The 23252-nt window shown below is 70.3% G+C and carries 19 protein-coding genes; 9 read left to right on the plus strand and 10 right to left on the minus strand.

Translation table 11 applies throughout. The features are described from left to right. Nucleotides 1-16 precede the first annotated feature (16 nt). The 6 genes from EYF70_RS15410 to EYF70_RS15435 form a co-directional block, all read right to left on the minus strand. Complete coding sequence (locus EYF70_RS15410; RefSeq protein ID WP_131146203.1) at nt 17-2299, minus strand: coiled-coil domain-containing protein; 2283 nt, start codon at nt 2297-2299, stop codon at nt 17-19. 97 nt (nt 2300-2396) lie between these two features. Next, nucleotides 2397-3446, minus strand: a complete 1050-nt coding sequence (locus EYF70_RS15415; RefSeq protein ID WP_131146204.1) for a hypothetical protein — start codon at nt 3444-3446, stop codon at nt 2397-2399. After that, nucleotides 3443-4528 (minus strand): hypothetical protein, encoded by a 1086-nt coding sequence (locus tag EYF70_RS15420; RefSeq protein ID WP_131146205.1) that lies wholly within the window; start codon nt 4526-4528, stop codon nt 3443-3445. Before EYF70_RS15420 ends, EYF70_RS15415 begins: the two co-directional genes overlap by 4 nt. Further along, a complete protein-coding gene (locus EYF70_RS15425; protein WP_131146206.1) occupies nt 4525-5061 on the minus strand; it encodes a hypothetical protein in 537 nt (178 codons plus the stop codon). The genes EYF70_RS15420 and EYF70_RS15425 overlap by 4 nt, the downstream gene beginning before the upstream one ends. Next, on the minus strand, nt 5051-6295 hold the full coding sequence (locus EYF70_RS15430; protein ID WP_131146207.1) for a hypothetical protein: 1245 nt from the start codon (nt 6293-6295) through the stop codon (nt 5051-5053). The genes EYF70_RS15425 and EYF70_RS15430 overlap by 11 nt, the downstream gene beginning before the upstream one ends. 83 nt (nt 6296-6378) lie before the next feature. Continuing rightward, nucleotides 6379-9495: a penicillin-binding transpeptidase domain-containing protein gene (locus tag EYF70_RS15435; protein ID WP_131146208.1), complete on the minus strand. Its 3117-nt coding sequence runs from the start codon at nt 9493-9495 to the stop codon at nt 6379-6381. Between the two features lie 212 nt (nt 9496-9707). Between EYF70_RS15435 and EYF70_RS15440 the strand changes: the two genes are divergently transcribed. Then, nucleotides 9708-10331, plus strand: a complete 624-nt coding sequence (locus tag EYF70_RS15440) for a YXWGXW repeat-containing protein (protein ID WP_229420400.1) — start codon at nt 9708-9710, stop codon at nt 10329-10331. Nucleotides 10332-10567: 236 nt separating this feature from the next. Next, nucleotides 10568-11053: a ribonuclease HI family protein gene (locus EYF70_RS15445; protein WP_131146210.1), complete on the plus strand. Its 486-nt coding sequence runs from the start codon at nt 10568-10570 to the stop codon at nt 11051-11053. 4 nt (nt 11054-11057) lie between these two features. On the opposite strand, the gene EYF70_RS15450 is transcribed toward EYF70_RS15445, so the two are convergent. Together EYF70_RS15450 and EYF70_RS15455 are read right to left on the minus strand one after the other, a co-directional pair. Next, a complete protein-coding gene (locus EYF70_RS15450) occupies nt 11058-12710 on the minus strand; it encodes a methyl-accepting chemotaxis protein (protein WP_131146211.1) in 1653 nt (550 codons plus the stop codon). An 11-nt stretch (nt 12711-12721) separates the two neighbouring features. Beyond that, nucleotides 12722-13198 carry a chemotaxis protein CheW gene (locus EYF70_RS15455; RefSeq protein ID WP_131146212.1) on the minus strand — a complete coding sequence of 159 codons (477 nt, stop codon included), beginning with the start codon at nt 13196-13198 and terminating at the stop codon, nt 12722-12724. 182 nt (nt 13199-13380) lie between these two features. On the opposite strand from EYF70_RS15455, the gene EYF70_RS15460 reads away from it, so the two are divergent. Genes EYF70_RS15460 through EYF70_RS15470 form a run of 3 tightly spaced genes read left to right on the plus strand, consistent with a single transcriptional unit; the run spans nt 13381 to nt 17208 of the window. After that, complete coding sequence (locus tag EYF70_RS15460) at nt 13381-14040, plus strand: HD domain-containing protein (protein WP_131146213.1); 660 nt, start codon at nt 13381-13383, stop codon at nt 14038-14040. Nucleotides 14041-14044: 4 nt separating this feature from the next. Then, nucleotides 14045-15937, plus strand: coding sequence for a DUF3857 domain-containing transglutaminase family protein (locus EYF70_RS15465; protein WP_131146214.1), 1893 nt, complete (start codon nt 14045-14047; stop codon nt 15935-15937). Continuing rightward, nucleotides 15934-17208 (plus strand): TCR/Tet family MFS transporter, encoded by a 1275-nt coding sequence (locus EYF70_RS15470; RefSeq protein WP_131146215.1) that lies wholly within the window; start codon nt 15934-15936, stop codon nt 17206-17208. Before EYF70_RS15465 ends, EYF70_RS15470 begins: the two co-directional genes overlap by 4 nt. Nucleotides 17209-17247: 39 nt before the next feature. Here EYF70_RS15470 and EYF70_RS15475 read toward each other — a convergent pair whose 3' ends face one another. Further along, nucleotides 17248-17925: an SDR family oxidoreductase gene (locus EYF70_RS15475; RefSeq protein WP_165497682.1), complete on the minus strand. Its 678-nt coding sequence runs from the start codon at nt 17923-17925 to the stop codon at nt 17248-17250. 220 nt (nt 17926-18145) lie between these two features. Between EYF70_RS15475 and EYF70_RS15480 the strand changes: the two genes are divergently transcribed. After that, on the plus strand, nt 18146-19090 hold the full coding sequence (locus EYF70_RS15480; RefSeq protein WP_131146217.1) for an AraC family transcriptional regulator: 945 nt from the start codon (nt 18146-18148) through the stop codon (nt 19088-19090). On the opposite strand, the gene EYF70_RS15485 is transcribed toward EYF70_RS15480, so the two are convergent. Continuing rightward, nucleotides 19077-21020: a CocE/NonD family hydrolase gene (locus EYF70_RS15485; protein WP_131146218.1), complete on the minus strand. Its 1944-nt coding sequence runs from the start codon at nt 21018-21020 to the stop codon at nt 19077-19079. The genes EYF70_RS15480 and EYF70_RS15485 overlap by 14 nt on opposite strands. Nucleotides 21021-21171: 151 nt before the next feature. Here EYF70_RS15485 and EYF70_RS15490 point away from each other — a divergent pair, with 151 nt between their 5' ends. From EYF70_RS15490 to EYF70_RS15500, 3 genes are all read left to right on the plus strand, one after another. Next, complete coding sequence (locus EYF70_RS15490) at nt 21172-21636, plus strand: YXWGXW repeat-containing protein (RefSeq protein ID WP_131146219.1); 465 nt, start codon at nt 21172-21174, stop codon at nt 21634-21636. 216 nt (nt 21637-21852) lie between these two features. Further along, the gene (gene trpS / locus EYF70_RS15495) at nt 21853-22929 is read left to right on the plus strand and encodes a tryptophan--tRNA ligase (RefSeq protein WP_131146220.1); all 1077 of its coding nucleotides are present in this window, start codon (nt 21853-21855) and stop codon (nt 22927-22929) included. 106 nt (nt 22930-23035) lie between these two features. Continuing rightward, complete coding sequence (locus EYF70_RS15500; protein WP_229420918.1) at nt 23036-23239, plus strand: DUF1294 domain-containing protein; 204 nt, start codon at nt 23036-23038, stop codon at nt 23237-23239. Nucleotides 23240-23252: the final 13 nt, after the last annotated feature.

The following is a 23252-nucleotide window of genomic DNA, read 5'->3' on the forward strand; positions in this document are numbered from 1 at the left end:
ATATGCTGCCGTTCCCTCAGCGCCGCAGCGGCACGCCGCATTCCGCACAGAATTTCGCATCGGCCCGCTCGGCCGGAATCGGGTGGCCATTGACGCACGCGGCGGCGCCCTGCTGTGCCGGCGCGTGATGGTGGTGCACCGGCGCGCCGGCCTGCGCCACGCCGACGCCGAGCTGCATCTGCGATGCCAGCGCATTGGCGTGCGTGGCGTTCTGCAATTTCAGCAGCTCGAGCTGGTGCTGGCGGTCCTTGTCCTGCCGGGCATCGGCCTGGATCCGTTCATCGGCCAGGGCCTGCTGGGCCATGCGCATCGCCTCCAGCGGGGTGACGCTGTTTTCCGCGCCCACCACCAGCGCCAGCGCCTGCAGCTGGTCGGCACCCATTTCCGACTGGGTGCGCACTTTCAGCAGCTGGGCCAGCGCCTGCGCGTTGGCGGTCGGCGCCAGCGCCACCTTGCCCGTGTCGGACAGGTTGCCGATCGTGCCGATGCGCTCGATCTCGATGCGCGCCAGCTCGGCGGCATGGTTTTGCTGCGCCACCAGCGTTTCATAGGCGCTGCGGGCCCGCGCATAGCGTTCCTCGCGCTCCAGTTCCATGCGGCGCAGCTCCTGCTGCCACTGCGCCTCATGCTCGCGCAGCTTCAGGGCCAGGCGGTTTTCTTCCGCTTCGTGCGCGATGGCACTGGCCTGGCGCTGGGCGATGCCGTCCGCCTCGATGGTGCGCAGCAGCTTTTCATGCTGGGCCAGCGACTCGGCGCTGGCGCCGCTGCGCCGCAGCTCGTCGAGCCGCGCCGTGATGCCCGCCACGTCCACCTGCGACGATGCGTCCTTCACGGCTTCGCCGCGCGACAGGTCGCGGCGCTTCGCCACGTGCAGCTCTTCTTCCCAATCTCGGATGCGCTCGGCCTCGCGCCGGCGCGCCAGGTTGGCCAGCTCCGCCGCCTGCAACCGGCCCCGGTGGTGTTCCGCCTCGATCTCGGCTTCGCGGCGCTGGGCCGCCAGGTGCGCCTGCTGCAGCCGCTGCGACTCGGCGCGGCGCGCCGCTTCGTCCTCGATCGCCAGCGCCTGGTCCATGCGGTTGCGGATCTGCTGCACGTGCAGCTGGTGCGCGAAGCGCTGCCGGGCCAGCGCGCGCTGCTCCACCGCTTCCTGCTGGGCCACCTCGAGTTCGGTGCGCATGCGGAACTGCGCCAGCTGGCGCACATGTTCCCAGTCCGCCGCTGCACCCGCCTGCTGGCTTGCCAGCTTCGCTAGCTCATGTTCCAGCTCGGCCGCCGCGGCACCGGCGCCCCGCTCGACCGCCGCCTTGCGCGTGCGCGATTCGACGATGCGCGCATACAGGTCGATCTCGCGCGCCCGGATCGCCTGCATCCGCTCGTTCTCGCGCAGCGACAGCTCGGCCTTGTCGACCGCCGCATCCTGCTGCAGCTCGGCGCGGCGGTAATCGTTGCGGGCCTGCTGTTCCACGCGCGCCAGCGCCAGCCATTCTTCCTCGCCATACAGTTCGTCGAGGTGCCGGGCGTGTTCCAGCTGCACGTGGCGCTCGTCGGCCACCAGCCACAGGCTGCCCACGCGTTCGCGGTTGGCATCGTATTTGTCGTGGCGCAGCTGCAGCGTTTCCACCTGAACGGCGGCGAGTCCGAACTCCGCGAGGCGCAGCTTCAGTGCCGATTGCAGCCGCTCGTCGAGCTGCTGGCGCAGGTCGGGGTTGGCGTGCATTTCGCGGATGGACCGCGCGCCGATGAATTCCGCGGCGATCTGCCACACGGATTGCTGCAGCAGCTCGCGCAGGTGTTTCGTGGTGACGGTGCCCGGCGCCGTCATGAAATGCTGGGCGAACGCGGCCACGTGTTCCACCTTGATCCCCACCGTGAAACTGGCGCTGACCTTCAGGTGCTCGGCGGTTTCCAGGTCGGCCAGGTCGAATGTCACCGGCAGCGGCAGCGTGCGGGTGATGAGGATTTCGGCGTGCTGGTCGCGCAGCAGGTTGTTGAGGCGCTGGAAAAAACCTTCCAGCTCGTACTCGCCCTGCGGCACTTCGGTGGCGGTCGTGCCTTGCAGGATGTAGGCGCGGGTGGTGGGCGGCACGCGCAGCGTCTTCGTGAAGATGCCGGACAGTTCGCGCACGCCGAAATAGACCGCCAGCTCGTCGGCGGCGGGTACCCAGCGGTTATCCAGCAGCACCGGCTCGCTGCGCGGCGCACCCTGCGACAGGCCGCATGCCTCGCAGTAGCCGGCCGCCCCGTTGCGTTGTCCACAGCGCGGGCATTTGACACCGCCGATACCGAACATCTTGAACATGTCAGTCCCTCCCAGTTTCACCATGCGCCCCCGCCGATTTTAACAGGCACGCCACCATTGTCGATTCTCATGGCCCTTGTCGATCCAATCGAATCCATCAGATCAACCCGATACGGTCGACGCAGGCGCACGAGGCGCCCTTCGCCCGCAGCGCCTCGCGCCAGCCCGGCGGCAAGGCATCGCGCCAGGCCCCCGGCAGCAGCACCCGGTCGCCAGCCGCCGCCTCGGCAAGGATCAGCGCCAGTTTCGCTTCGGCACCAGCCACCGTGTCGACCAGGCCGGCATGCCAGGCCGCCGAGGTCCCGGTGGCGATCAGCCGGCCGCGCGGCACGAACTCGCGGCCCCGCGCCAGCCGGTCGGCCATCACCAGCGCGAACTGGTACGAGGCGCCGGTAAAGCGCGGTTCGCTGAACCGCACGACCGTGCGCCAGCGCCCCAGGCCGCGGGCGTCGCCATGCCGGGCTCCCGCGAGCGCCTGGCGCACCGCCAGCTGCGCGGCGGCATCGACACCCGGCACGGCGATCGTGTCCTCTTCCTCGCCAGCGGCATCGACGCCCGCAGCGGCCAGCGGGCTGACGCTGACTTCCACCCACGCCAGCGTGTCGTTGATGCCGCCGCTGTGCAGCGGGAACCAGGTGCGGACTGACGACACCGATGCGCCCGGATCGGCGTGCCCGGTCAAGGCGCCCAGGTGCGGCAGGCCGGCACCGCCGAGCAGCAGTTCGGTGCCGGGCGACAGCGCCTCCGGCAGCGCGGGCGGCGCGTCGTAGCCATCGACGCGGCCCAGCTGCCAGGCATCCGACCAGCCGAGCGCGATCAGGTCCGCCGTGCCGTGCGGCGGCTGCCACGCGCCGCGCGCCATCCGGTCCGCCAGCACGGCCGCCAGTTCCCAGTTGCGCTCGCCGTCCTGCGGGGCGGCGTCGAAGCCGAGCACCAGCTGCACGCGGCTGTCCAGGCGCGCTTCGGTAAGCCGTGCCAGCCGCACCACTTCGACGATCCGCTCGGCCAGCGCGGGCGCGCCCGGCACCACGCACTTGACATCGGCCCGGTTGGCACGAGGCCGCACCGTGGCCGCCACCGACAGCACGCGGCCGTCGCGCAGCATGGTGCGGCAGATGGCGGGGGAGTTCGATGCTTGCAGGTTCATGGATGGCGACTCTCGGCGTCGGATCGACTGGATGCGCCGCCGGCGTTGCCGCGGCGCGCGGCAAGGTGGCATTCGCAGTTCGCGACGATGCGGTCCAGCTCATCATCGCCGCCTGCCGCCACCTTCATCTGCGCCAAGGCACTCCACAGCTCATCGAGCGCGCGCACGGCCTGCGCACTCGCGTCGGCCAGCTTGCGCTGCTCATCGAAGGCGCGGCGCCGGCCCGGTGCCGCCCACGCCAGCGCCGGCATCGTGTTCACGTCCAGCGCGGCCAGCGCGAGCCGCTGGAGCTGCGCCTGCCGCGCCGCGAACGCCGGTGCCGGCAGCAGCCGCAGCACGCGCGACGCTTCGGGCAGCTCCAGGAACAGGCGGCGCAGCGCGGCGGCATCGTCCGGACCGGCCACCGGCGCTCCTGGTTTGGCTGCAGGCGCGGCGACCGGCTCGGATCGCGGCACCGGTTCATCCGCCCCCAGCGCCAGCGCGGCGGCACGGCGGCGCAGCACCCCGGCGAAATCCACGTCGTCCAGCTCGACGGGCACGCAATCGTCGACGGTGAGCCCGAAGCGCATGTACAGCAGCTCGTCCAGGCCGGCGCGAAATGCCTGCCATTCCTCCAGCGACGTGCAGGGAGGCAGGTCGAGCGTACCGCCCGCCAGCGCGGCACGCAGCGCCGCTTCCAGGCGCCCGGCGAGATCGGCCAGCGACAGGCTGCCGGCCTGCCCCGCCACCTCGCTGAACAGGAAGAGGTCGAAGCGCTGGCGCGCCAGCCGGGGATCGGCGGTGTCGATGACGAAGGCCAGCCGCAGGCCCAGTTCGGGCGCGCCGGCGAACGGCACCAGCGCGACGGTGTGCGGGCCGGGCGCGAACCACCATGCCGTTTCGCCCTTGCCGGCAAACGGGGCCTTGCCCGCGGAGGGGGCCGGCCGGCGCGCCTGGCCATCCGCGCCGAACAGGACAACGGTAGTGCCAGGCGGCGCCGGCAAGGTGTCGCAACGCGCCGCGACCGGCGTGCCGGCGCCGTGATCCTCGCCCCGATCGTCGCCAGGGTACCCATCCAGCGACGGTTCGCGGCGTTCGTTCATGGCGCGGCCAGTGCCGTCACGGCGAACGTGGCGCCATGGCGCTGCAGGTGCTCGCCCGGCGGCGCGGCGAAGGGCCAGGCCTGTTCGCATTCGCCATCGGCGTCGAGGCGGCCCTGCAGCAGGGTCGCGCCGGCGCCGTCGGTCACGCGCAGCAAGGTGCGCTCGCGCAGCAGGCCGGCGGCCACCGGCGCCGCCGCATCGAGCGCCAGCACCACCCGCCAGCCACTCTCCCCGTCGAGGAAATGCAGCGTCCACAGGCCGTCGTCGGTCGCCAGCGCCGGCAGGCCGCCACTGTCGGCCGCGCGCAGCATGCCGGTGGACGATTGCCAGGCGCCGCGCCGCCGTGCCAGGGCCAGGTGGCGGAAGCGGCGCAAGGTGGCCGGCGAATCCTTCAGCGCGGCCAGTTCGCCGGGGCTGAGGGGCCGCGTGCCGTCCAGCGCCGCCAGCAGCGTGGCGTCGGCCAGCAGGAGCCGGTCGCCGGGGACCGCGCGGGCCAGCAGCAGCCGCTCGCGCAGCCGGGCATCAAGGTTCATGGTGTTCTCCAGTCAGGCCGGTGAGGCGTTCGAGGACCGCGTTGCGCCGCTTGCGCAGCGTGGGCACGGACATGCCGCCCCGCTCCGCCAGCCGCTGCAGCGTGGGCAGTTCGCCCGTTCCGGCATCGCGCCAGTCGTCGGGATAGCTGTCGTCCGCGGGACCCAGCAGTTTCAGGTAGACCGCCAGCCGCACCGGCAGGGCTTCGTCGTTCAATGCCGCCAGCGCGGCCGCGTGGCCAGGCATGCCATCATAGCCGGGGGCAGTGGAAACGGCTGGCTGTTCGTCCCCGGACTCGTCGTCCGCGTCCATCGGCGCCAGGATGCGATCGGCCTCGCCGTGCGGGCAGGCCGCGGCGGCGACACGATCGAGCTCGTCCAGCCAGGCGGCGGCGTCGTCGCCGTCGCGGCGCCAGCCATCGTCGTCGCGGTTGGCGGACAGCTCCTCGTAGTCGCCGATCTCGGCCAGCATGGCGCCGATCTTGTCCGCGCTGTTGCGCAGGCTGGCGAAACGCTTCGACTTCGTGTGCAGGGGGCCGGGCGAGCCGGTGAAGCGTTCCAGCGTCGCGCTCCAGTTGATGACCCACGCCGCCTGGCACTGCGCGATCGACTTCATCCGGCGCACCTCGATCGGCATGCCTTCCGCCTCCCGGCCGAGGATCGCCGCCACCTGCTGCGCGGTGCCGGGCCAGCCGGCGAACACCTGGGCGATCGCCGCATACGCCATGTCCAGCATGCGGTACGTGTAGATGCGGTTCGGCGTACAGGGCTGGCCGGTGGCGGCCTGGTAATGGTCGGCGTCGACCTTGTCGCGCAGCGTGGCGAACATGTCGTTGACCTTCTTGCGCAACAGCGCTTCGCCGGCCGCGTGCTGCCACGCCGGCCCGTCATCGGCCTGCCCGGCCGGCGTTGTTGCAGGAATCGCGGCGCCGAGCGCGGTGGCGAAGGCGGCGAAGTACGCGGGCTGCGCCTGCAGTTCGAACAGCAGGGCCAGCGCCAGGTCGCCGGCGCTGTCGCCATAGCTGTTGCCGGGTGCGGTGCCGCGCGGCGACCGGCTGGCGCTGCGCAGGCCGGCCGCCACGGCGTCCGTGTACCAGTCCAGCATGGCCGCCTGCCGCGCCGGATCGGCCAGTTGCGCCAGGTCGCAGTGCCGGAAGGCGGCGAGCGATACCTGGCCGAGCAGCTTCCTCACCGCTTCCCAGCCGGGTTCCTGGTAGCGCGTTCCTGGCAGCCTCATGAGATTAGAAATAGGAAAGGAAATGGAAACGACAGCCTGCATCATGCCATGGCCGGGTGCCGCCCATTCGCGCGTGGAACGCGTCATTTACCCTGTTGTTCAGTGTTATTGCCGCGCCCCTGGCCGGCCAGCGCGGCCAGCACCGCCGCCACGGCGGGTGCCGCATGGTCGCCGCCGGTGCCATCCGAATGGCTGGCGTGGACGGCGAACGCCAGCCGGTGGCGCTGGCCCGGCAGGCTGCCCGGCTCCAGCCAGGCGGTAAACCAGACGGTGGCGCCGCTATCGCTGGTCGGCGCGGTGCCGGTCTTGCCATGCAGGCCGGCCCGCACGCCGCGCGGCAGGGCGTGGAACGCGCCCGCCGCCGTGCCGGCATCGATCACGCCCTTCATGCCGGCGCGGATGCGGTCGAGGCGCACGTCCAGTTTTTCCGGCGCGGGGTTGGCGGCCGGACGGCCATCGAGTTCCAGCAGCAGGCGCGGCGTAACGGTGGCGCCCTGCCCGATCGCCGCGGCGGCCAGCGCCATCTGCAGCGGCGTGGCCTGCATGCGCAGGCCGATGCTCATCTGGCGCAGCTCGTGGCGGGTGTGCACGGGATCGATGCGCGCGGGCGTGGCTTGCAGCGCATCGTAGTCGTTCCACCGGAACGCGGGCGGCAGCAGCCCGCCGTCGAGCCGCAGCGGGCGGTCGAAGCCGAGCCGGCGCGCCGCGGCCAGGATCGGGCGGGCGCCATCGAGCGCTCCCGCTTCGAGCGGCTGCGCATCCGGCATGCCGCCCTCGGCGCGGCCACCCAGCGTGCGGTCCGACAACTCGCCGGCCCAGGCGAACCAGGTATTCAGGCTGTACGTCAATGCCTGCGCCAGGCCGAGCCGCCCTTCGCGCGCGCGGCCGTCGATGCCCTGCTCGCGGTAGTTGGTCACGTGAGCGCCGCGCGCACTGGCCGGATAGGTGGGCGCACCCGTGGCGAAGTCGAAGCCCCGTTCGCGCGCCAGGGCGTTGATGGCCGGCAGCGGCGGGCCGCCCAGCAACGCGTCCAGCTGGCGCGCCTGCCCGCCTTCGCCGCGCGCGGCCAGTTCCAGGCCCAGCGCGCTGATGACCTTGAAGGTGGAGCCGGGACTGTGGTGGGCACCGCCATCGTGCTGCAGCGCCGGCAGGCGCAGCGGGCTGCCGGCCGGATTGGCGCGGTCCAGCGCGCGCGCTTCGAGCCAGTTGCCGGCATCCACGGAAGGCTGGCCGGCACCGGCCGCGGCCAGGATGTCGCCATTCTCGGCATCGAGCACGACGAAACCGGCCCGGCGTTGCGGCGGCGGCGCGGTGGCACCGGTGCAGCGCTCGCCCGTCCAGCGGCCGCGCCGCAGCGCCACGCAGTCGAGCACGCGCTGCGCCAGCGCCTGCAGCGGCAGGTCGATCGACAGGCGCGCACGGGCGCCGCCCGCACCGGTCCGCGCCAGCATGCCTGCGATGCCGGCGTCGTGTTCCGGCGCGAGGCCCAGCAGCGGTGCCAGCCCGGCCCGGTCGGCGGCGCCAGTGGTCGCGCCATCAGCCCACAGCGGCGTGCCGTTGCGGTCCGCCAGCAGTACCGGGCCGGCGCCATGGCCGCCGCCCTGGCCGGAACGCACCTGCGGCGCCGGCGTGGCGAGGGGCTGCCAGACGATCCGGTTCGCCACCACGCGCAGGTGCCGGTACTGGCGCTCGCCCGGCCGCTCCAGCGCACGGGCATCGAGCGGCGCCACCGTCAGCACGATGCGGCGCGCGCCGGGCAACGCGCGCAGGTCCAGCCGGCTGACATCGTCCGGCGCGGTGCAGGCGCGCCCGTCGCACGCGGCGCGCGAGGCCATTGTCGCGCCGTCGACCCGCAGCACGCGCCCGGCCAGCAGCAGCGCCAGCGCTTCGCCGCCCGTGGCGGGACGTGGAAGATCGAGCGACAGGCGGGCAACCGGGGCAGTCGATGCGAGCGACGCGAGTCGCGTCCAGGGTTGCCAGCCCTGCGGCAGCGCGGCGAACAGGCGCGCCGCCTGGGGCGCCATGGCCGCCGTCACCGGGCCGTCGGCTTGCCAGCGCGAGGCATCGCCAGTCCGCACGCGCCATGCCAGCAGCGCGCGCTCGCTGTTGTACAGCGCCACCTGCTGGCGCACGTAGCTGCCGTCGGCCTGGCGGTACAGGCGGCGCAGCAGTGCGGCGGCAGCGTCGTCGACGTGGACGTGGCGCCAGGCGCCCAGGTCGGCCGCGCGCTGGTGGGCCGGCGCGGCGCGCCATGCCGCCAGATCCCGCGGTGCCAGCACGATGGCGCCATCGTCCGCCAGCCGCACCAGGCCGCGCTCCTGCAAGGCCGCGAACAGGGTTTCGTCTTCCAGCGCCGGCGCCGCGGCCGCGGCCAGCACATGCTCGCCCGGCGCCAGCCATGCCGTCGCACTGGCGCCGCCCGCCGCGAACGCGGTGACCTGGGCCCTGCCACGCTGCGCGGCATCGGGCTGGTACAGGCGCGCCACCAGTTCACCTGCCCTCGGGCAGGCGGCGGCCGGGCGGCGCACCAGGTGCAACGCGCCGCCTTCCCATGCCAGCCACCCTTCGTCGCGCAATGTTACCCGGCCGGCCGCGCCGCGCACGATGCCTTCGCCGCCGTTGCCCAGCCAGCGCGCCGCCGCGCCGCGCCATGTCAGCTGCAGCGGCAGGCCGGCCTGGCCGGCGAGGCGCAGCCGCGGCATCGCGGCCGTCGCGTGCGACGCGTCCGCCACCAGCAGCGCGCCGCGCATCCCGGCCGTGCCCCCGGCACCCCGCACCGCCGCTTCGACATCGGCGAAGCGCTGGCCCAGCCGCAGCGGCAGCAGCCGACCGGACGGGTCGGCCATCTGGCGGCATAGGTCGATCCGTTGCGGCGTCGATGACCGCATCCGGCTGGCCACGACGATGGCGCCGCCGGGCTGCGGCAGCATCGCCACGCCCGGCGTTTCGTCCACGGTGAACCGGGCGCCCGGCACGACCGGCTGCAGCCGGTCCGCACGCAGCGCATCGGTATCGGCCGCGGCAGCCGGCGCGGCGTCTCGAAGGCGCAGCGCATTCACGCCCAGCAGCGTTCCCCCCAGCAGCACGCAGGCCGCCGCGGCGAGCGGCACCCACGGCACCGTGCGCGGCCCGGCCAGGTTCCTGCCGCGCCGCCAGGCGCGGTGGCGTCGTTCGACGAATTCGGTTAACAGTTGGGCCATGCCTGCCGCTAGCCGAGGGAGGCGGAAACACCCCTTTAACACGCACCGTTACATCGCTGATACAAGGGTGAAACATGCGGTAGCAAACCCTGCGCCATTTGTAAGAAACTGAAATCGCTTTTCGTGGCGGAAAGCGTGCGCGCTATAGTGTTTTCAACGGGGCGCCAGGCGCTTCCGCCGGAAAGACCACCAATACCATGCGGAGAAACACCATGATCAAGACTTCATTCATCGCTGCAGCCGCCATCGCCATCGGCGCCGCCGCGTTCGCGCCGACCCAGGCAATGGCGCAAGGGGTCAGCATCGTCATCGGCTCGGCGCCTCCGCCGCTGCGCTGGGAAGCGCAGCCGCCGCCGCGCCACGGTCATGTCTGGGCGCCCGGCTACTGGGACTGGAATGGCCATCGCCATGTGTGGGTCAGCGGCCAATGGCTGGCGGAACGCCCCGGCTACGCCTATGCGGCGCCGCGCTGGGTGGAATACGGCGGCGGCTGGCGCTACGAGCAGGCGCGCTGGAACCGCCATGGCCCGCGCGGCGACCTCGATCGCGACGGCGTGGCGAACCGCTTCGACCGCGACCGCGACGGCGACGGCAAGCCGAACTGGGCTGACCGCGACCCGAATCACTACAACCGTGGCTACCGGGACCGCGGCTACGACCGGGACTACCACCGCGGCTATGACCGCGACCATCGCCACGGCCACACCTATTACGGCCACGCGCCGCGCCGCGACCAGGACCGCGATGGCATCCCGAACCGCCACGACCGCGACCGCGATGGCGACGGCGTGCCGAACCGCTACGATCACCGGCCGGAAAATCCCTACCGCCGTTGATCAGCACAATAGAATGTGCCACCGCACCGGAGTGTAATGCTGTCTGGTGAATCGTCATCCAGCACAATGAAAGCGCATGCATTCACTCCAAAAGCGAAGGGCCGGGGTCAGACCCGCCGGGTCTGCCCCCGAATCTGCCTCTGGGTGGTCTTAACTTAACAGCATTACCCTCCGGATGGCATTCTTTTATCCGGCGCTCCCGCCACGGTAGAATCGCCGCTTTTTCCCGCAACCCGATGACCGCCACGCCGTCCACTCCCCGCGCCCTGGCCCAGGCCCGCGCCGCCGCCGAAAGGCTGGCGCGCCGCCCGGTGCCGTCCTCCCCGTCCGCATGGCGCGGCTGGTTCGACGGCTCGGCCACGCCCAACCCCGGCCGGATCGGCATCGGCGCGCTGTTGCTGGGGCCAGCCGGCGAACGGATCGAGATCAGCCGGCCGGCCGGCACCGGCACCAGCGGCGATGCCGAATACCTGGCGCTGATCGCGCTGCTGGAAGCGGCCGTGGCGGCGGGAGCATGCGAGCTGGCCGTGTATGGCGACAGCCAGGTGGTGGTGCAGGATGTGCTGATGAGCGGGGTGCCGGGCGCCAAGGGCCTGGAAGAACACCGCGCCCGCGCCGTCGCGCTGATGGCAAGGCTGGAGGGGATGGCGCTGCGCTGGGTGCCGCGCCACCGCAATGGCGCCGCCGACGCGCTGTCGCAGCGCGCGGCGGCGGGCGGATGACGGCTTAGAACTCTTCCCAGTCGCCGCCGGAGGTCTTCGCCGGGGCCGGCTTGCGCGCGGCCAGTGCCGGCCTGGCAAGCGCCTTCGGCTGCGCCGCCACGGCTGGCCCCTGGCCGGTCCGGAACACGCCGACCACCTCGGCAAGCGCGCTGGCCTGCCGCTGCATCGATTCCGCGGCGGCGGCCGATTCCTCGACCAGCGCGGCGTTCTGCTGCGTTACCGCATCCATCTGCACGATCGCCCCGTTGACTTCCTCGATGCCGGTGCTCTGCTCGACGCCGGCGGCGGCGATCTCGCCGATCACGTCGGAGACGCGCCGCACGCTGGCCGTGATCTCGTCCATCGTGGTGCCGGCCTGCGCGACGAGGCGGCTGCCTTCCGCCACTTCGGCAACCGAGGCGCCGATCAGTTCCTTGATCTCGCGCGCCGCCGTGGCGCTGCGCTGCGCCAGGTTGCGCACCTCGCCGGCCACCACCGCGAAGCCGCGCCCCTGTTCGCCCGCGCGCGCCGCTTCCACCGCCGCGTTCAGCGCCAGGATATTGGTCTGGAAGGCGATCCCGTCGATCGTGCCGATGATGTCGACGATCTTCTTCGACGACGCATCGATCGAATTCATCCGCCCCACCACCTGCTGCACCACATCGCCGCCCTTCGCCGCGGCGCTTGCCGCGGCAGCGGCCATGCTGTTGGCCTGGCGCGCGTTGTCGGCATTGGTGCGCACCGTGGACGTCAGCTGCTCCATGGTCGACGCGGTTTCTTCCAGCGCGCCCGCCTGCTGCTCGGTGCGGGCCGACAGGTCGTGGTTGCCGGTGGCGATCTCGGCGGAAGCGACCTTGATGTTCTCGGTGCCGCCGCGTACCTCGGTGACGATGTTGAACAGCGACTGGTTCATGTCGGCCAGCGCGCGCAGCAGCGTGCCCGTTTCGTCGCTACCGGTGGCGTCGATGCGGCCCGTCAGGTCGCCGGAAGCGACCCGTGTCGCCGCGTCGACGGCCTGGCGCAGCGGGCGCGTGATGCCTACCGTGAGCCACCAGGCGCTGGCGGAACCGAATGCCAGCGCGGCCAGCGCCAGGGCAATCACCAGCGTGCGGCTGCGTTCATTGATGCCGGCGATATCGGCCGCCGTCTGGTCGATGCGGATGCGCTCGAGCTTGAGCAGGTCCTTCACCAGTTGCTGGTAGGTGGCGGCGCCCGGCACGAACACCGAATCGAACACGCGCGCCGCCTCGTCCACCTGCCCGGCCGCCTTCAGTTTGGCGACCTCGTCGCGCGAGCTGAGGTAGATCTTGCGCTGCGCCATGATCTTTGCGAACAGCGCCTTTTCCTCGTCCGTGACGAGCAGCACCTCGATATTCTTCTGCAGCTCCGACGACGATGCCGACGAACGCTTGCTCTCGTCGGCAAAGTAGGCGGCCAGCGACGTGTCGGTGGACTTGGCGATCGCCGACGTGCGGCGGATGGCACTGTCGATATTGCTGTACCAGTCGCTGATCATGCGCTCCTTCGCCAGCGGCGAAGCCATCATTTCGTGCGTGGCGCGGGCCACGTCGTTGAGCCGCCACAGCGCGATGGCGGCGATGACGATCGCCAGGGCGATCGTGACGGCAAAGCCCAGTCCAAGGCGTTTACCGATGGGAAGGTTGCGCAGGATATTCATGGTCTCTCCGCTCAGGCGGCCATGCGTTCGACCAGGCCCATTTCCTCGCTCGACATCATGCGGTCGATGTCGACGAGGATCAGCATCCGTTCATCCACGGTGCCCAGGCCGACGATATGCTCGGTATTCAGCGTGGAGCCCAGGTCCGGCGCCGGCTTGATCTGCTCCGGTGCCAGCGTCGTCACGTCGGACACCGCGTCGACCACCATGCCGACCGTGCGGTTGCCGATGTTCAGGATGATGACGACGGTGAACGGGCCGTACTCCGGCGTGCCCAGGGCGAAGCGGATGCGCATGTCCACGATCGGCACAATGGTGCCGCGAAGGTTGATCACGCCCTTGACGAAGTCCGGTGCGCTGGCGAGCCGCGTCGGGTTTTCATAGTTGCGGATTTCGCTGACTTTCTGGATGTCGATGCCGTATTCTTCCCTGCCCAGGGTGAAGGCGAGGTATTCGGCAGGATTGGTGGCGGTGGCGGTATCGGTCATTGTTTTTCCTGTTTTTTCCTGTTGATTGGCGACGGCTAACGATGCGAAATGTTACCGCACACCAAGATTCGACGCATTAAAAATTCCGTACGGCAACGCAGAACGGCCCGGAAAATTGTTCAAATTGCAGTAAAAGCGTTTCATTCGTGGCACAATGTCGCGACCGCCGCATTGACCTGAACATGACAACAACGATTTCGCCGCTGGCCAGCTGGCACCCGAAACTGGCCGCGCTCGCGGCCGCCATCCCCGGAGACGATGGCGCCCACGACACCAGCCACCTGCACCGCGTCTGGCGCAACGCCACCCTGCTGCTGCCCGATTACCCCGAAGCCGATGCGCTGGTGGTGATGGCGGCGTGCTACCTGCACGATATCGTCAACCTGCCGAAGAACCACCCGGAGCGGCACCTGGCGTCGCGCCAGGCGGCAAGGGAAGCGGTGCGCCTGCTGGCCGCGGCGGACTTTCCGGCCGGGCTGCTGCCGGGCGTGGCGCACGCGGTCGAAACCCACAGTTTTTCCGCCGGCCTGGTGCCCACCACGATCGAAGCCAAGATCGTGCAGGATGCCGACCGGCTCGACGCGCTGGGCGCCGTCGGGCTGGCGCGCATGTTCTACACGGCCGGCCGCATGGGCTCCGCGCTGGCGCACCCCACCGACCCGGGCGCCGGTCACCGCGCGCTCGACGACAAGGCCTATTCGCTCGACCACATCGCCGTCAAGCTGGCCACGCTGCCCGGCACGATGCAGACGGCCGCCGGCCGCCGCCTCGGCGAGGAACGGCTGCGCGCGCTGACGGCGTTTCGCGACGACTTCGTCGCCGAATGGTCGGCGCCGGCCTGATCCGATGATCTTTTCCCTCCTCCGCCCCGCGGCCGGCCTGGCCGCCCTGCTCTGCCTGGCCGCGCAGGCGGCGCACGCCGATGGCGAAGGCCACGTGCGGGCGCTGCGCGAACGCACCGACATCGTGATCCGGGCCGACCACACGATGGAACAGACGGTCGACTATACGTGGCGTGCCGTCGATGCCACCGGCGCCGGTTCGCTGGGCCAGCAATACGTGAACTGGGATGCGCGCCGCCAGACGCTGGAACTGCTGGCCGCCGAGACGATCCCCGCCAGCGGCGCACCGATCCCGGTCGATCCGTCGGCGATCCAGGTGCAGGACGGCATCCTGGGCGGCGTATCGTTCCCCGACAAGCGCCTGCTGCAGGTGACGTTTCCCCGGCTGGCCGCCGGCGACGCCATCCGCCTGCGCTACCGGCTGGTACAGAAGGTGCCCGAACTGCCGGGCGGCATGTCGCACGTGATGTTCCTGCAGGACGACGTGATCCGGGACGACAGCGAGATCACCGTGCGCTATCCGCGCGCCCTGCCGCTGAAGGTTGCCCAGGTCGGCCTGGCGCCGCAGCCGGCCGCCGAGGCCAGCGCCGACAGTGTGCTGCGCTGGCATTACCGCAGCAAGGACACCGGCACGCCGGAGCCGAATGCCGCCAACGGCTGGCGCCGCACGCCGCACCTGATGCTGTCCACCTTCGCCGACTGGCAGGCCATCGCCGCCGCCTATGAACGGGGCGCCGCGCCGAAATCGGCCGTGACGCCGGCGATCCGCGCGCTGGCCGAGGACGTGGCCGGCCGCGCCGCCAACCAGCGCGACGCGGCGCGCCTGCTGTACGACTGGGTGCGCGCCAACGTGCGCTACGTGGCCAGCTATGTCGGCGACGGCGGCTGGGTGCCCAACGACGCCGGCACCGTGCTGCAGCGCCGCTACGGCGACTGCAAGGACCATGTGGCCCTGCTCGAGGCGCTGCTGGCGGCGCGGGGCATCGCCGCGTCGCCCGTTCTGCTGCGCGCCGACGGCGAGAACTTCACGCTGCCGGAGATTCCCGTGATGTGGTTCGACCACGCCATCAGCTACCTGCCCGCGCTGGACCTGTTCATGGATGCCACCGACGACGCCATGCCGTTCGGCCTGCTGCCCGACAACGACGCGGGCAAGCCGGTACTGGCCACGCGGCTGGCGCCGGCGTTGCGCCGCACGCCGCTGCCGGACCCGCACACCTTCCGGGTCGAGCGCAAGGTCGCGCTGAAGGTGGCGCTGGACGGTTCGGCCGAGCGCGTCACCGAGATCGTCGGGCATGGCCGCAGCGCGGTGGCGGTGCGCGAGTTCATCGACGGCGTAACCGCCGCCGGCACGGCCGACTGGGTGCGGCGCACGATGGCATCGAACGGCTACGAAGGCGACGGCAGCGTGGAAACGCTGGCGCAGGCGCGCCCGGACATGCTGGGCGTGCGCTATACGGAACGGATCCGCAACTACGTCAGCCAGCCGGAAGCGGGCGTGCTGTCGTTCCTGCCGGGGATGAACGGCCCGGTGCCGCTGGCAGGTTTCGCCGGGCGCTTCACGGACCGAGAACGCCGGTACGACGCCCGCTGCGAACCGTTCGCCGTGGAGGACAGCATGACCATCGAACTGCCGGCCGCCATGCAGGTGCTGTACGTGCCGAAGAACCTGTCGATCCGCCAGGACGGCCTGGATTACCAGGCCACCTATTCGCGCGACGGCATGCGCTACCACCTGGCGCGCCGCGTGGTGGCCGGCAACCAGCGCGGCTGGTGTACGCCGCAGGAGTACCAGGCGCTGCGCCCGGCCATGAACCGCATCAGCCGGGCCATGCACGGCCGGCTCGTGTTCGTGCTGAACGATACCGACGTGGCCGCCGCCACGGTGGCGCCATGAAGGACGACACCACGCCAGCCGCGGGGTCCGCGGCCGATTCCGCGGCGGCCGGCGCGGCGCCGGGCAAGCCGGTGAACCTCAACTTCGCGCTGCTGTGCGTCTTCATCGACATGCTGGGCGTGGGCCTGATCATTCCCGTGCTGCCCGTGCTGGTGGGCGAGTTCGTCGGCGCGCGCGAGCAGCAGTCGCTGTGGTACGGCGTGATGGGTGCCACGTTCGGCCTGATGCAGTTCCTGTTCATGCCGATGCTGGGCGCGTTCAGCGACAAGGTGGGCCGCCGCCCCGTGCTGCTGTATTCGATGGTGGGCATGTCGCTCAATTTCCTGGTCACGGCGCTGGCGCCCAGCCTGGGCTGGCTGCTGGCCGGGCGCGTGATCGGCGGCATGTCCGCCGCCAGCATGTCGGTCGCCTCGGCCTACGCGTCGGACGTGTCGACGCCGGACAACCGGGCCAGGAGCTTCGGCAAGATCGGCGCCGCGTTCGGCATGGGCTTCATTGCCGGCCCGATGCTGGGCGGCATCCTGGGCGGCATCGACCTGCACCTGCCGTTCTACGTGGCGGCCGGCATGTCGGCGGCGAACTTCGTCTATGGCTGGTTCTTCCTGCCCGAATCGCTGCCGCCCGAACGGCGCGGCCCGTTCCCCCTGCACAAGCTCAACCCGCTGGGTGGCCTGGCCAGGCTGTGGCAACGCCCCGCCACGCGGGGGCTGGTAACCGTGTTCGCGCTGGTGGCGCTGGCGCAAACCATGCTGCACACGACGTGGGTGCTGTACACCACGTTCCGCTATGGCTGGTCGACCACGCAGAACGGCATTGCGCTGTTCTGCGTGGGCGTGGCGTCCGTGATCGTGCAGGCCGGCCTGCTGGGCGTGTTCATGAAGCGCTTCGGCGAGGTGCGGCTGTCGCTGCTGGGGCTTGGTTCCGGCGCCGTGACATACCTGCTGTACGGCCTGGCCACGCAGGGCTGGATGATGTATGTGCTGATCCTGTGCAACCTGCTGGCATTCGCCGCCGGGCCGGCGCTGCAGGGCATCATTTCGAAGGCCACGCCCGCCACGGAACAGGGAGAACTGATGGGATCACTGCACGCGATCAACAGCGTCGGTATCGTCATCATGCCGCTGATCGGCGGCTTCCTGCTGGCCAAGGTGAGCCACCTGCCGCCTTCCGACTGGCGTATCGGCGTGACGTTCTTCGTCAGCGCGGCGATGCAGCTGGCGGCGATCGTGGTGGCGTGGCGCTGGTTCCGCGACCACCACAAGACTTTGTAGCCGGCCGCTTCCCTGCGCTATTGAAGCGCTGGTTTTTCCCTAGGCGCAGGCGTGCGCCTCGCGCGCCAGCACGGCGCCGATGGCTTCGGCCACGGCCTGCGCGCCGCCCGGCATGTCCGGCGCGATGACGGACACCTCGATATCGCGTTCTTCCTGCCGCAGCGCCTCGGCGATCGCCAGCAGCGCCCGCGCCGACGCGCCCTGCACGGCGTGCGCCGGGCCGATGCCGGTGCCGGATGCCAGGTTGACGACATGGCCGACGCCGGCCCGCTGCATCAGCGGCAGCACCGCCGCGATCGCGTACAGCGCGCCGCGCACGTTCACGTCGAGCATGCGGTCCCACTCCAGCAGTTTCAGCGCGTCCAGCCGCGACGGTGCCGCCACGCCGGCGGCGTTGACCAGCGCGTCGACACGGCCGTGGCGGTGGAATGCCGCCAGCGCGAAGGTCTGCGCATCGTCGGCATCGGTAACGTCGAGCACATGGCACTCGACGCTGCCGCCGGCGGCGCGGATCTCCGCGGCCAGCAGCACCAGCCGCTCGATGCGCCGCGCGCCCAGCACCACGTGGTGGCCCTGCGCGGCCAGCTCGCGCGCGGTGGCGGCGCCGATGCGGCCGGTGGCGCCGGTGACCAGCACGACCTGCCGCGCGGCCTCCGCGTCCGGCGTGGGCGCCCCGGTGCGGTCAGTGGTGACAGGGATGAAATGGTGTTCGGCCATGCTGCGCTCCTTCAATGGTCGATTGCGATGGTATCCAGGGACAGTGCCCTGGACAGTGTGAAGTCTACGGGCGCGGGCCCGCGCCGGGTTGCGCGAAGGTTTCAAATCATTGCCTGATCCTCCAGCCGGGCTGTTTTTCGCACGCGCCAAAGGCATAATGCATGCTGGATACTATGTGGATGCCGAAAACTATGGATGCCGAAAACAAGCGGAGGTGGCGATGATGGTGTCGGAACGGCAGGCGCGGATGGTGGAACTGATGGGCGTGCTCGCGCCGGACGAGGGCTACACGCTGTGCGGCCTGCCGGGCGTGAAATTCATGCGCGCGAACTCGGTGCGCCCGCGCGGCAAGGCGCTGTACGAACCCTGCATCGTCATCGTCTGCCAGGGTCACAAGCGCGGCTACCTGGGCGGCGAAGCGTTCGACTACCACGCCCAGCAGTTCCTGGTGCTGTCGGTGCCGCTGCCGTTCGAGGGAGAAACGGTGCATGCCACCGTCGCCGAACCGCTGCTGGCGATCTCGATTCCGATCGACCTGCAGCTGGCGGCCGAACTGGCGCTGGCCGTCGACGACGCGCAAACGGGCGTCGCCCCGCCCGCCGCCCCGCGCGGCATGATGGCCTCGAAACTGGACGACGCGCTGGGCGACGCCGTGCTGCGCCTGCTGCACGCGCTGGTGTCACCGGTGGAAACGCGCCTCCTCGGTCCCGGCATCCTGCGCGAGATCCTGTTCCGCGTGCTGACCGGCGAACAGGGTGGCGCGCTGCGCGCCGGCCTGGCCCACCAGACGCAGTTCGCCAAGATCGGCAAGGCGCTGCGGCGGATCCACGCCGACTACCACCGGCAGATCGACGTGGCGACGCTGGCGCGCGAGGCGGGCATGAGCCAGGCCGCATTCCACGCCGGCTTCAAGGCGGTGACGATGACGTCGCCGATCCAGTACCTGAAGACCACGCGGCTGCACAAGGCGCGCCTGCTGATGGTGCAGGACGGTGTGACCGCGGCCACAGCCTGCGGGCGGGTCGGCTATGAAAGCACGTCGCAATTCTCGCGCGAGTTCAAGCGCTTCTTCGGCCGCACGCCGGTCGAGGAAGCGCGCGAAATGCGCAGCCTGCTGGCGCAGGCGCCGGGCAGCCGCCCTTCCCCCTACGTCAGCGCGCCGTAGCGGCTCCCGCGGGCACCACCGGCAGCTCGATGGCGCTGGGCAGCGCCGGCGTGTGCCAGATGCGCTGCGTGGCCTTCATGTAGTCGCCCGGCCGCGCATGGAAGATGTTCGGCACGAAGCGCTGCGGATTGCGGTCGTACAGCGGGAACCAGCTGGACTGGATCTGCACCATCAGCCGGTGGCCGGGCCGGATCACGTGGTTCACGTTCGGCAGCGCGAAGCGGTAGCGTTCCGGCTTGCCGGGCACGATGGCGGCGGGGTGTTCCAGGCTGTCGCGGTAGCGGCCGCGGAAGATCTCCATCGCCACCGGCAGCTGATAGCCGCCCAGGCCGGGCTGCGACGGCACTTCGTCCGGATAGACGTCGATCACCTTGACGACCCAGTCGGCATCCGAGCCGGATGTGGAGGCGAATAGGTTTACCACGGGTGCGCCGGACAGTTGCAGCGGCGCCGCCAGCGGTTCGGAGACATAGGCCAGCACGTCCGGCCGGTCGGCCACGAAGCGCTGGTCGCTGACCAGCCAGGGCCGCCACACTTCCGGATCGCCCATGCGCACCGGCCGCGGCACGAACGGTACGGGTTTCGCGGGATCGGCCACGTATTCGTCGAAGCCGGCCGCATCGGGAGCGCCACTCGCCGGCGCTGTAAACGACAGCCGGAAGCCATCCTGCAGGTACACCGCCTGCGCGGCGGCGGGACAACCGGTGGCGCAGGCCAGCGGCCAGCCCTGCAACCGCTGCCAGCGGTTGGTGCCCGTCTGGTACGACAGCACCGGCGGCGTGTCCGCCTTCGGCGCGCCGTCCTTCAGGTGCTGGTCCAGGAACGGCTGCATCACGTCGCGCCGGAATTCCAGCGCGGTGTCGCCGGTGAATGCCAGCGCGCCCAGCGACGAGCCGTCGTAATTGACGCCGCTGTGCCGCCACGGCCCGACCACCAGGTAATTCAGGTCATTGGCCTTGTCCTTCGGCTCCAGCGCGGCGTAGACGGCAAAGGCGCCGTAGCTGTCTTCCTGGTCCCACTGGCCCGTGACCGTCATGGTCGGCACCTTCAGCGGCCGCGCGCCGAGCAGCCGGTCCACCGCCTGGTGCTGCCAGTAGCTGTCGTAGGCCGGATGCTCGAACAGTTTTTTCGTGTACGGCAGCTTGTCGAGGCCGAACTGGCGGGCGTAGCCGGCGGCCGAGCCGGCGCGCAGGTGGCCTTCGTAGTCGTCGTGGATGCCGGTCGCCAACGCTTCGGCGCGGCCGCGCACGGTGGTCTGCGCGTTGATGAAGGCCAGCGACGGCATGCGGAAGGCGCCATTGTGGAACCAGTCGTCGCCGCGCCAGCCGTCGACCATGGGGCTCATCGGCACGGCCGCCTTCAGCGCCGGGTGCGGATCGGCCAGCGCCATCAGCACCGTGAAGCCTTCGTACGACGACCCCAGCATGCCCACCTTGCCATTCGATTCCGGCAGGTTCTTCACCAGCCAGTCGATGGTGTCCCACGCGTCGGTGGCGTGATCGGTCTTCGTGCCGTTCAGCGGGCCGCGCAGCGGGCGTGTCATCACGTAGTCGCCTTCCGAGCCATGCTTGCCGCGCACGTCCTGGAACACGCGGATGTAGCCCGCATGGACCAGCGTGTCATCGCCGTGCGGCAGCGTGGCCAGCATGCGCGGGCTCTTGTTGCGCTGCGCGCGGCCGAACGCGTTGTACGGCGTGCGGGTCAGCAGCACCGGCGCCTGGCGGGCCCCTTTCGGCACGACGATCACGGTGTACAGCTTGACGCCGTCGCGCATCGGGATCATCACCGTGCGCTTCGTGTAGTCGGCCTCCGGCACGGTCGCCATGAAGGCCTTGCCGATGTCGGGCGTCATCGGCGGTGTCTGCGCCAGCGCGCCGGACGTGATCAGGGACAAAAGCGGGAACAAGCCAGGGACAAGGCGGCGCTGCATCGGGTTCTCCAGGAAGACAGGACCCCGATGGTAGCGTGTGATTTCCTTGCAGGCAACGAAACAATTGCTTACAGAGAAATTGGCAGCGGGCACACTGCTGTAACACCTTGCCGCCAGAATGAAGCCATACGTTCACCACAAGGAGTACATCATGAAGAAACTGCTGATTGCCGCCATGTTCGCCGCCTCGCTGGGTTCGGTCGCCGCACCCGCCATGGCCGCCACGGAAATCATCGTCGTGCGCAAGGCGCCACCGCCGCCCCGCCATGAAGCGATGCCCGCGGCCCGGCACGGCCATGTGTGGACGCCTGGTTACTGGAACTGGACCGGCCACCGCTACGCGTGGGTGCGCGGCAAGTACGTGAAGGCGCGCGCCGGCTACCACTGGTCGGCACCGAGCTGGCAGGAACGCGATGGCCGCTGGCAGTTCGCGCGCGGCGAGTGGCAGCGCGGCGACCGCGGCCGGGACAACGATCGCGATGGCTTGCCGAACCGGTACGACCGTGACCGCGACAACGATGGCGTCGCCAACCGCCGCGACCGCGACCGCGACCGCGACAACGACGGCGTGCCGAACCGCCACGACGACCGGCCCGACAATCCGCGCCGCTACTGAGGCGGGGCCGCCCGGCCTGTCTTGACAGGCCGGGTTGAACCTGCAACCATAGCGGGATGATTTTTTTCCAATCGCATCTGTCCGATACTTGCTGGTGGCGCCGCTCGATGCCGTGCGGCCCCCGTTTGAAGTGATGTGATTTCAATATGACGCCGCCTCTGCCAGGGTGGCGTTTTTCATGGCGCATCGTGGCAGGGGCCAACCCGAAAGAAGCCAATGAGCCAGCCTGAAACCTCTGCAACGTCCACCGCATCTTCCGCCGAGACTTCGACCACGCCGTCTCCCGCTTCGGCCACGCCTGCCGTGATCCTCACCGGCGACCGCCCGACCGGCCCGCTGCACCTGGGCCACTACGTGGGCAGCCTGCGCAGCCGCGTCGGCTACCAGCACGACTACCAGCAGTTCATCATGCTGGCCGACTCGCAGGCGCTGACGGACAATATGGACGACATCGACAAGGTGCGCCGCAACGTCGTCGAAGTGGCGCTGGATTATCTGGCCGTGGGCATCGATCCCGCCAAGTCGACCATCCTGATCCAGTCGCAGATCCCGGAACTGGCCGAGCTGACGTTCTACTACCTGAACATGGTCACCGTGGCGCGCCTGGAGCGCAACCCCACGGTGAAGGCGGAAATCGTGCTGCGCGGCTTCGAGCGCGACATCCCCGCGGGTTTCCTCACCTACCCCGCCTCGCAGGCCGCAGACATTTCCGCGTTCAAGGCATCGATCGTGCCGGTCGGCGAAGACCAGATCCCGATGATCGAGCAGACCAACGAGATCGTGCGCCGCTTTAACCGGATCGCCAACCGCGACATCCTCGTCGAGTGCAAGGCGCTGGTGCCGGAAATCGGCCGCCTGCCGGGCATCGACGGCAAGGCGAAGATGAGCAAGTCGCTGGGCAACACGATCAACCTGGGCGCCTCGGCCGACGAGATCACCGCCGCCGTCAAGAAGGTCTACACCGATCCGCTGCACCTGCGCGTGCAGGACCCGGGCCACCTGGAAGGCAACGTGGCCTTCATCTACCTGGACGCGTTCGACACCGACAAGGCGGCGCTGGAAGAAATGAAGGCGCACTATGTGCGCGGCGGCCTGGGCGATTCGATCGTCAAGAAACGCCTGGAAGCCGTGCTGCAGGAAATGCTGGCGCCGATCCGCGCCCGCCGCGAAGAGTTCGCGAAAGACAAGGGCCAGGTCATGCAGATGCTCAAGGAAGGCACCGCGCGCGCCCGCGAGGTGGCGGCGAAGACCGCCGACGAAGTGAAGGCCGCGCTGGGCCTGAACTACTTCTGATCGCGCGCTCCTGAACGCGGCCCTGGCCATCGCGCTGGCCGGCTGGTATGCGCTGGCCAGCCTGGCCACCTTCATCGCCTACGCCATCGACAAGCGCGCCGCCCGCCTGGGCCGGCGCCGCACGCCCGAGCGCACGCTGCTGCTGCTCGGGCTGGCCGGCGGCTGGCCCGGCGCCCTGCTGGCGCAGCGGCTGGTGCGGCACAAGTCGTCGAAGGCGGCGTTCCTGGCGAAGCACTGGTGGACCGTTGTGCTCAACGTCGCTATTGTCGTGGCGCTTTCGCTGCTGAACAGCGGCGCGGCGGGGAGTTAGAACATTCCTTCTT

Origin of the sequence: Pseudoduganella albidiflava (assembly GCF_004322755.1) — a bacterium.
GTDB classification, from domain to species: domain Bacteria; phylum Pseudomonadota; class Gammaproteobacteria; order Burkholderiales; family Burkholderiaceae_D; genus Rugamonas; species Rugamonas albidiflava.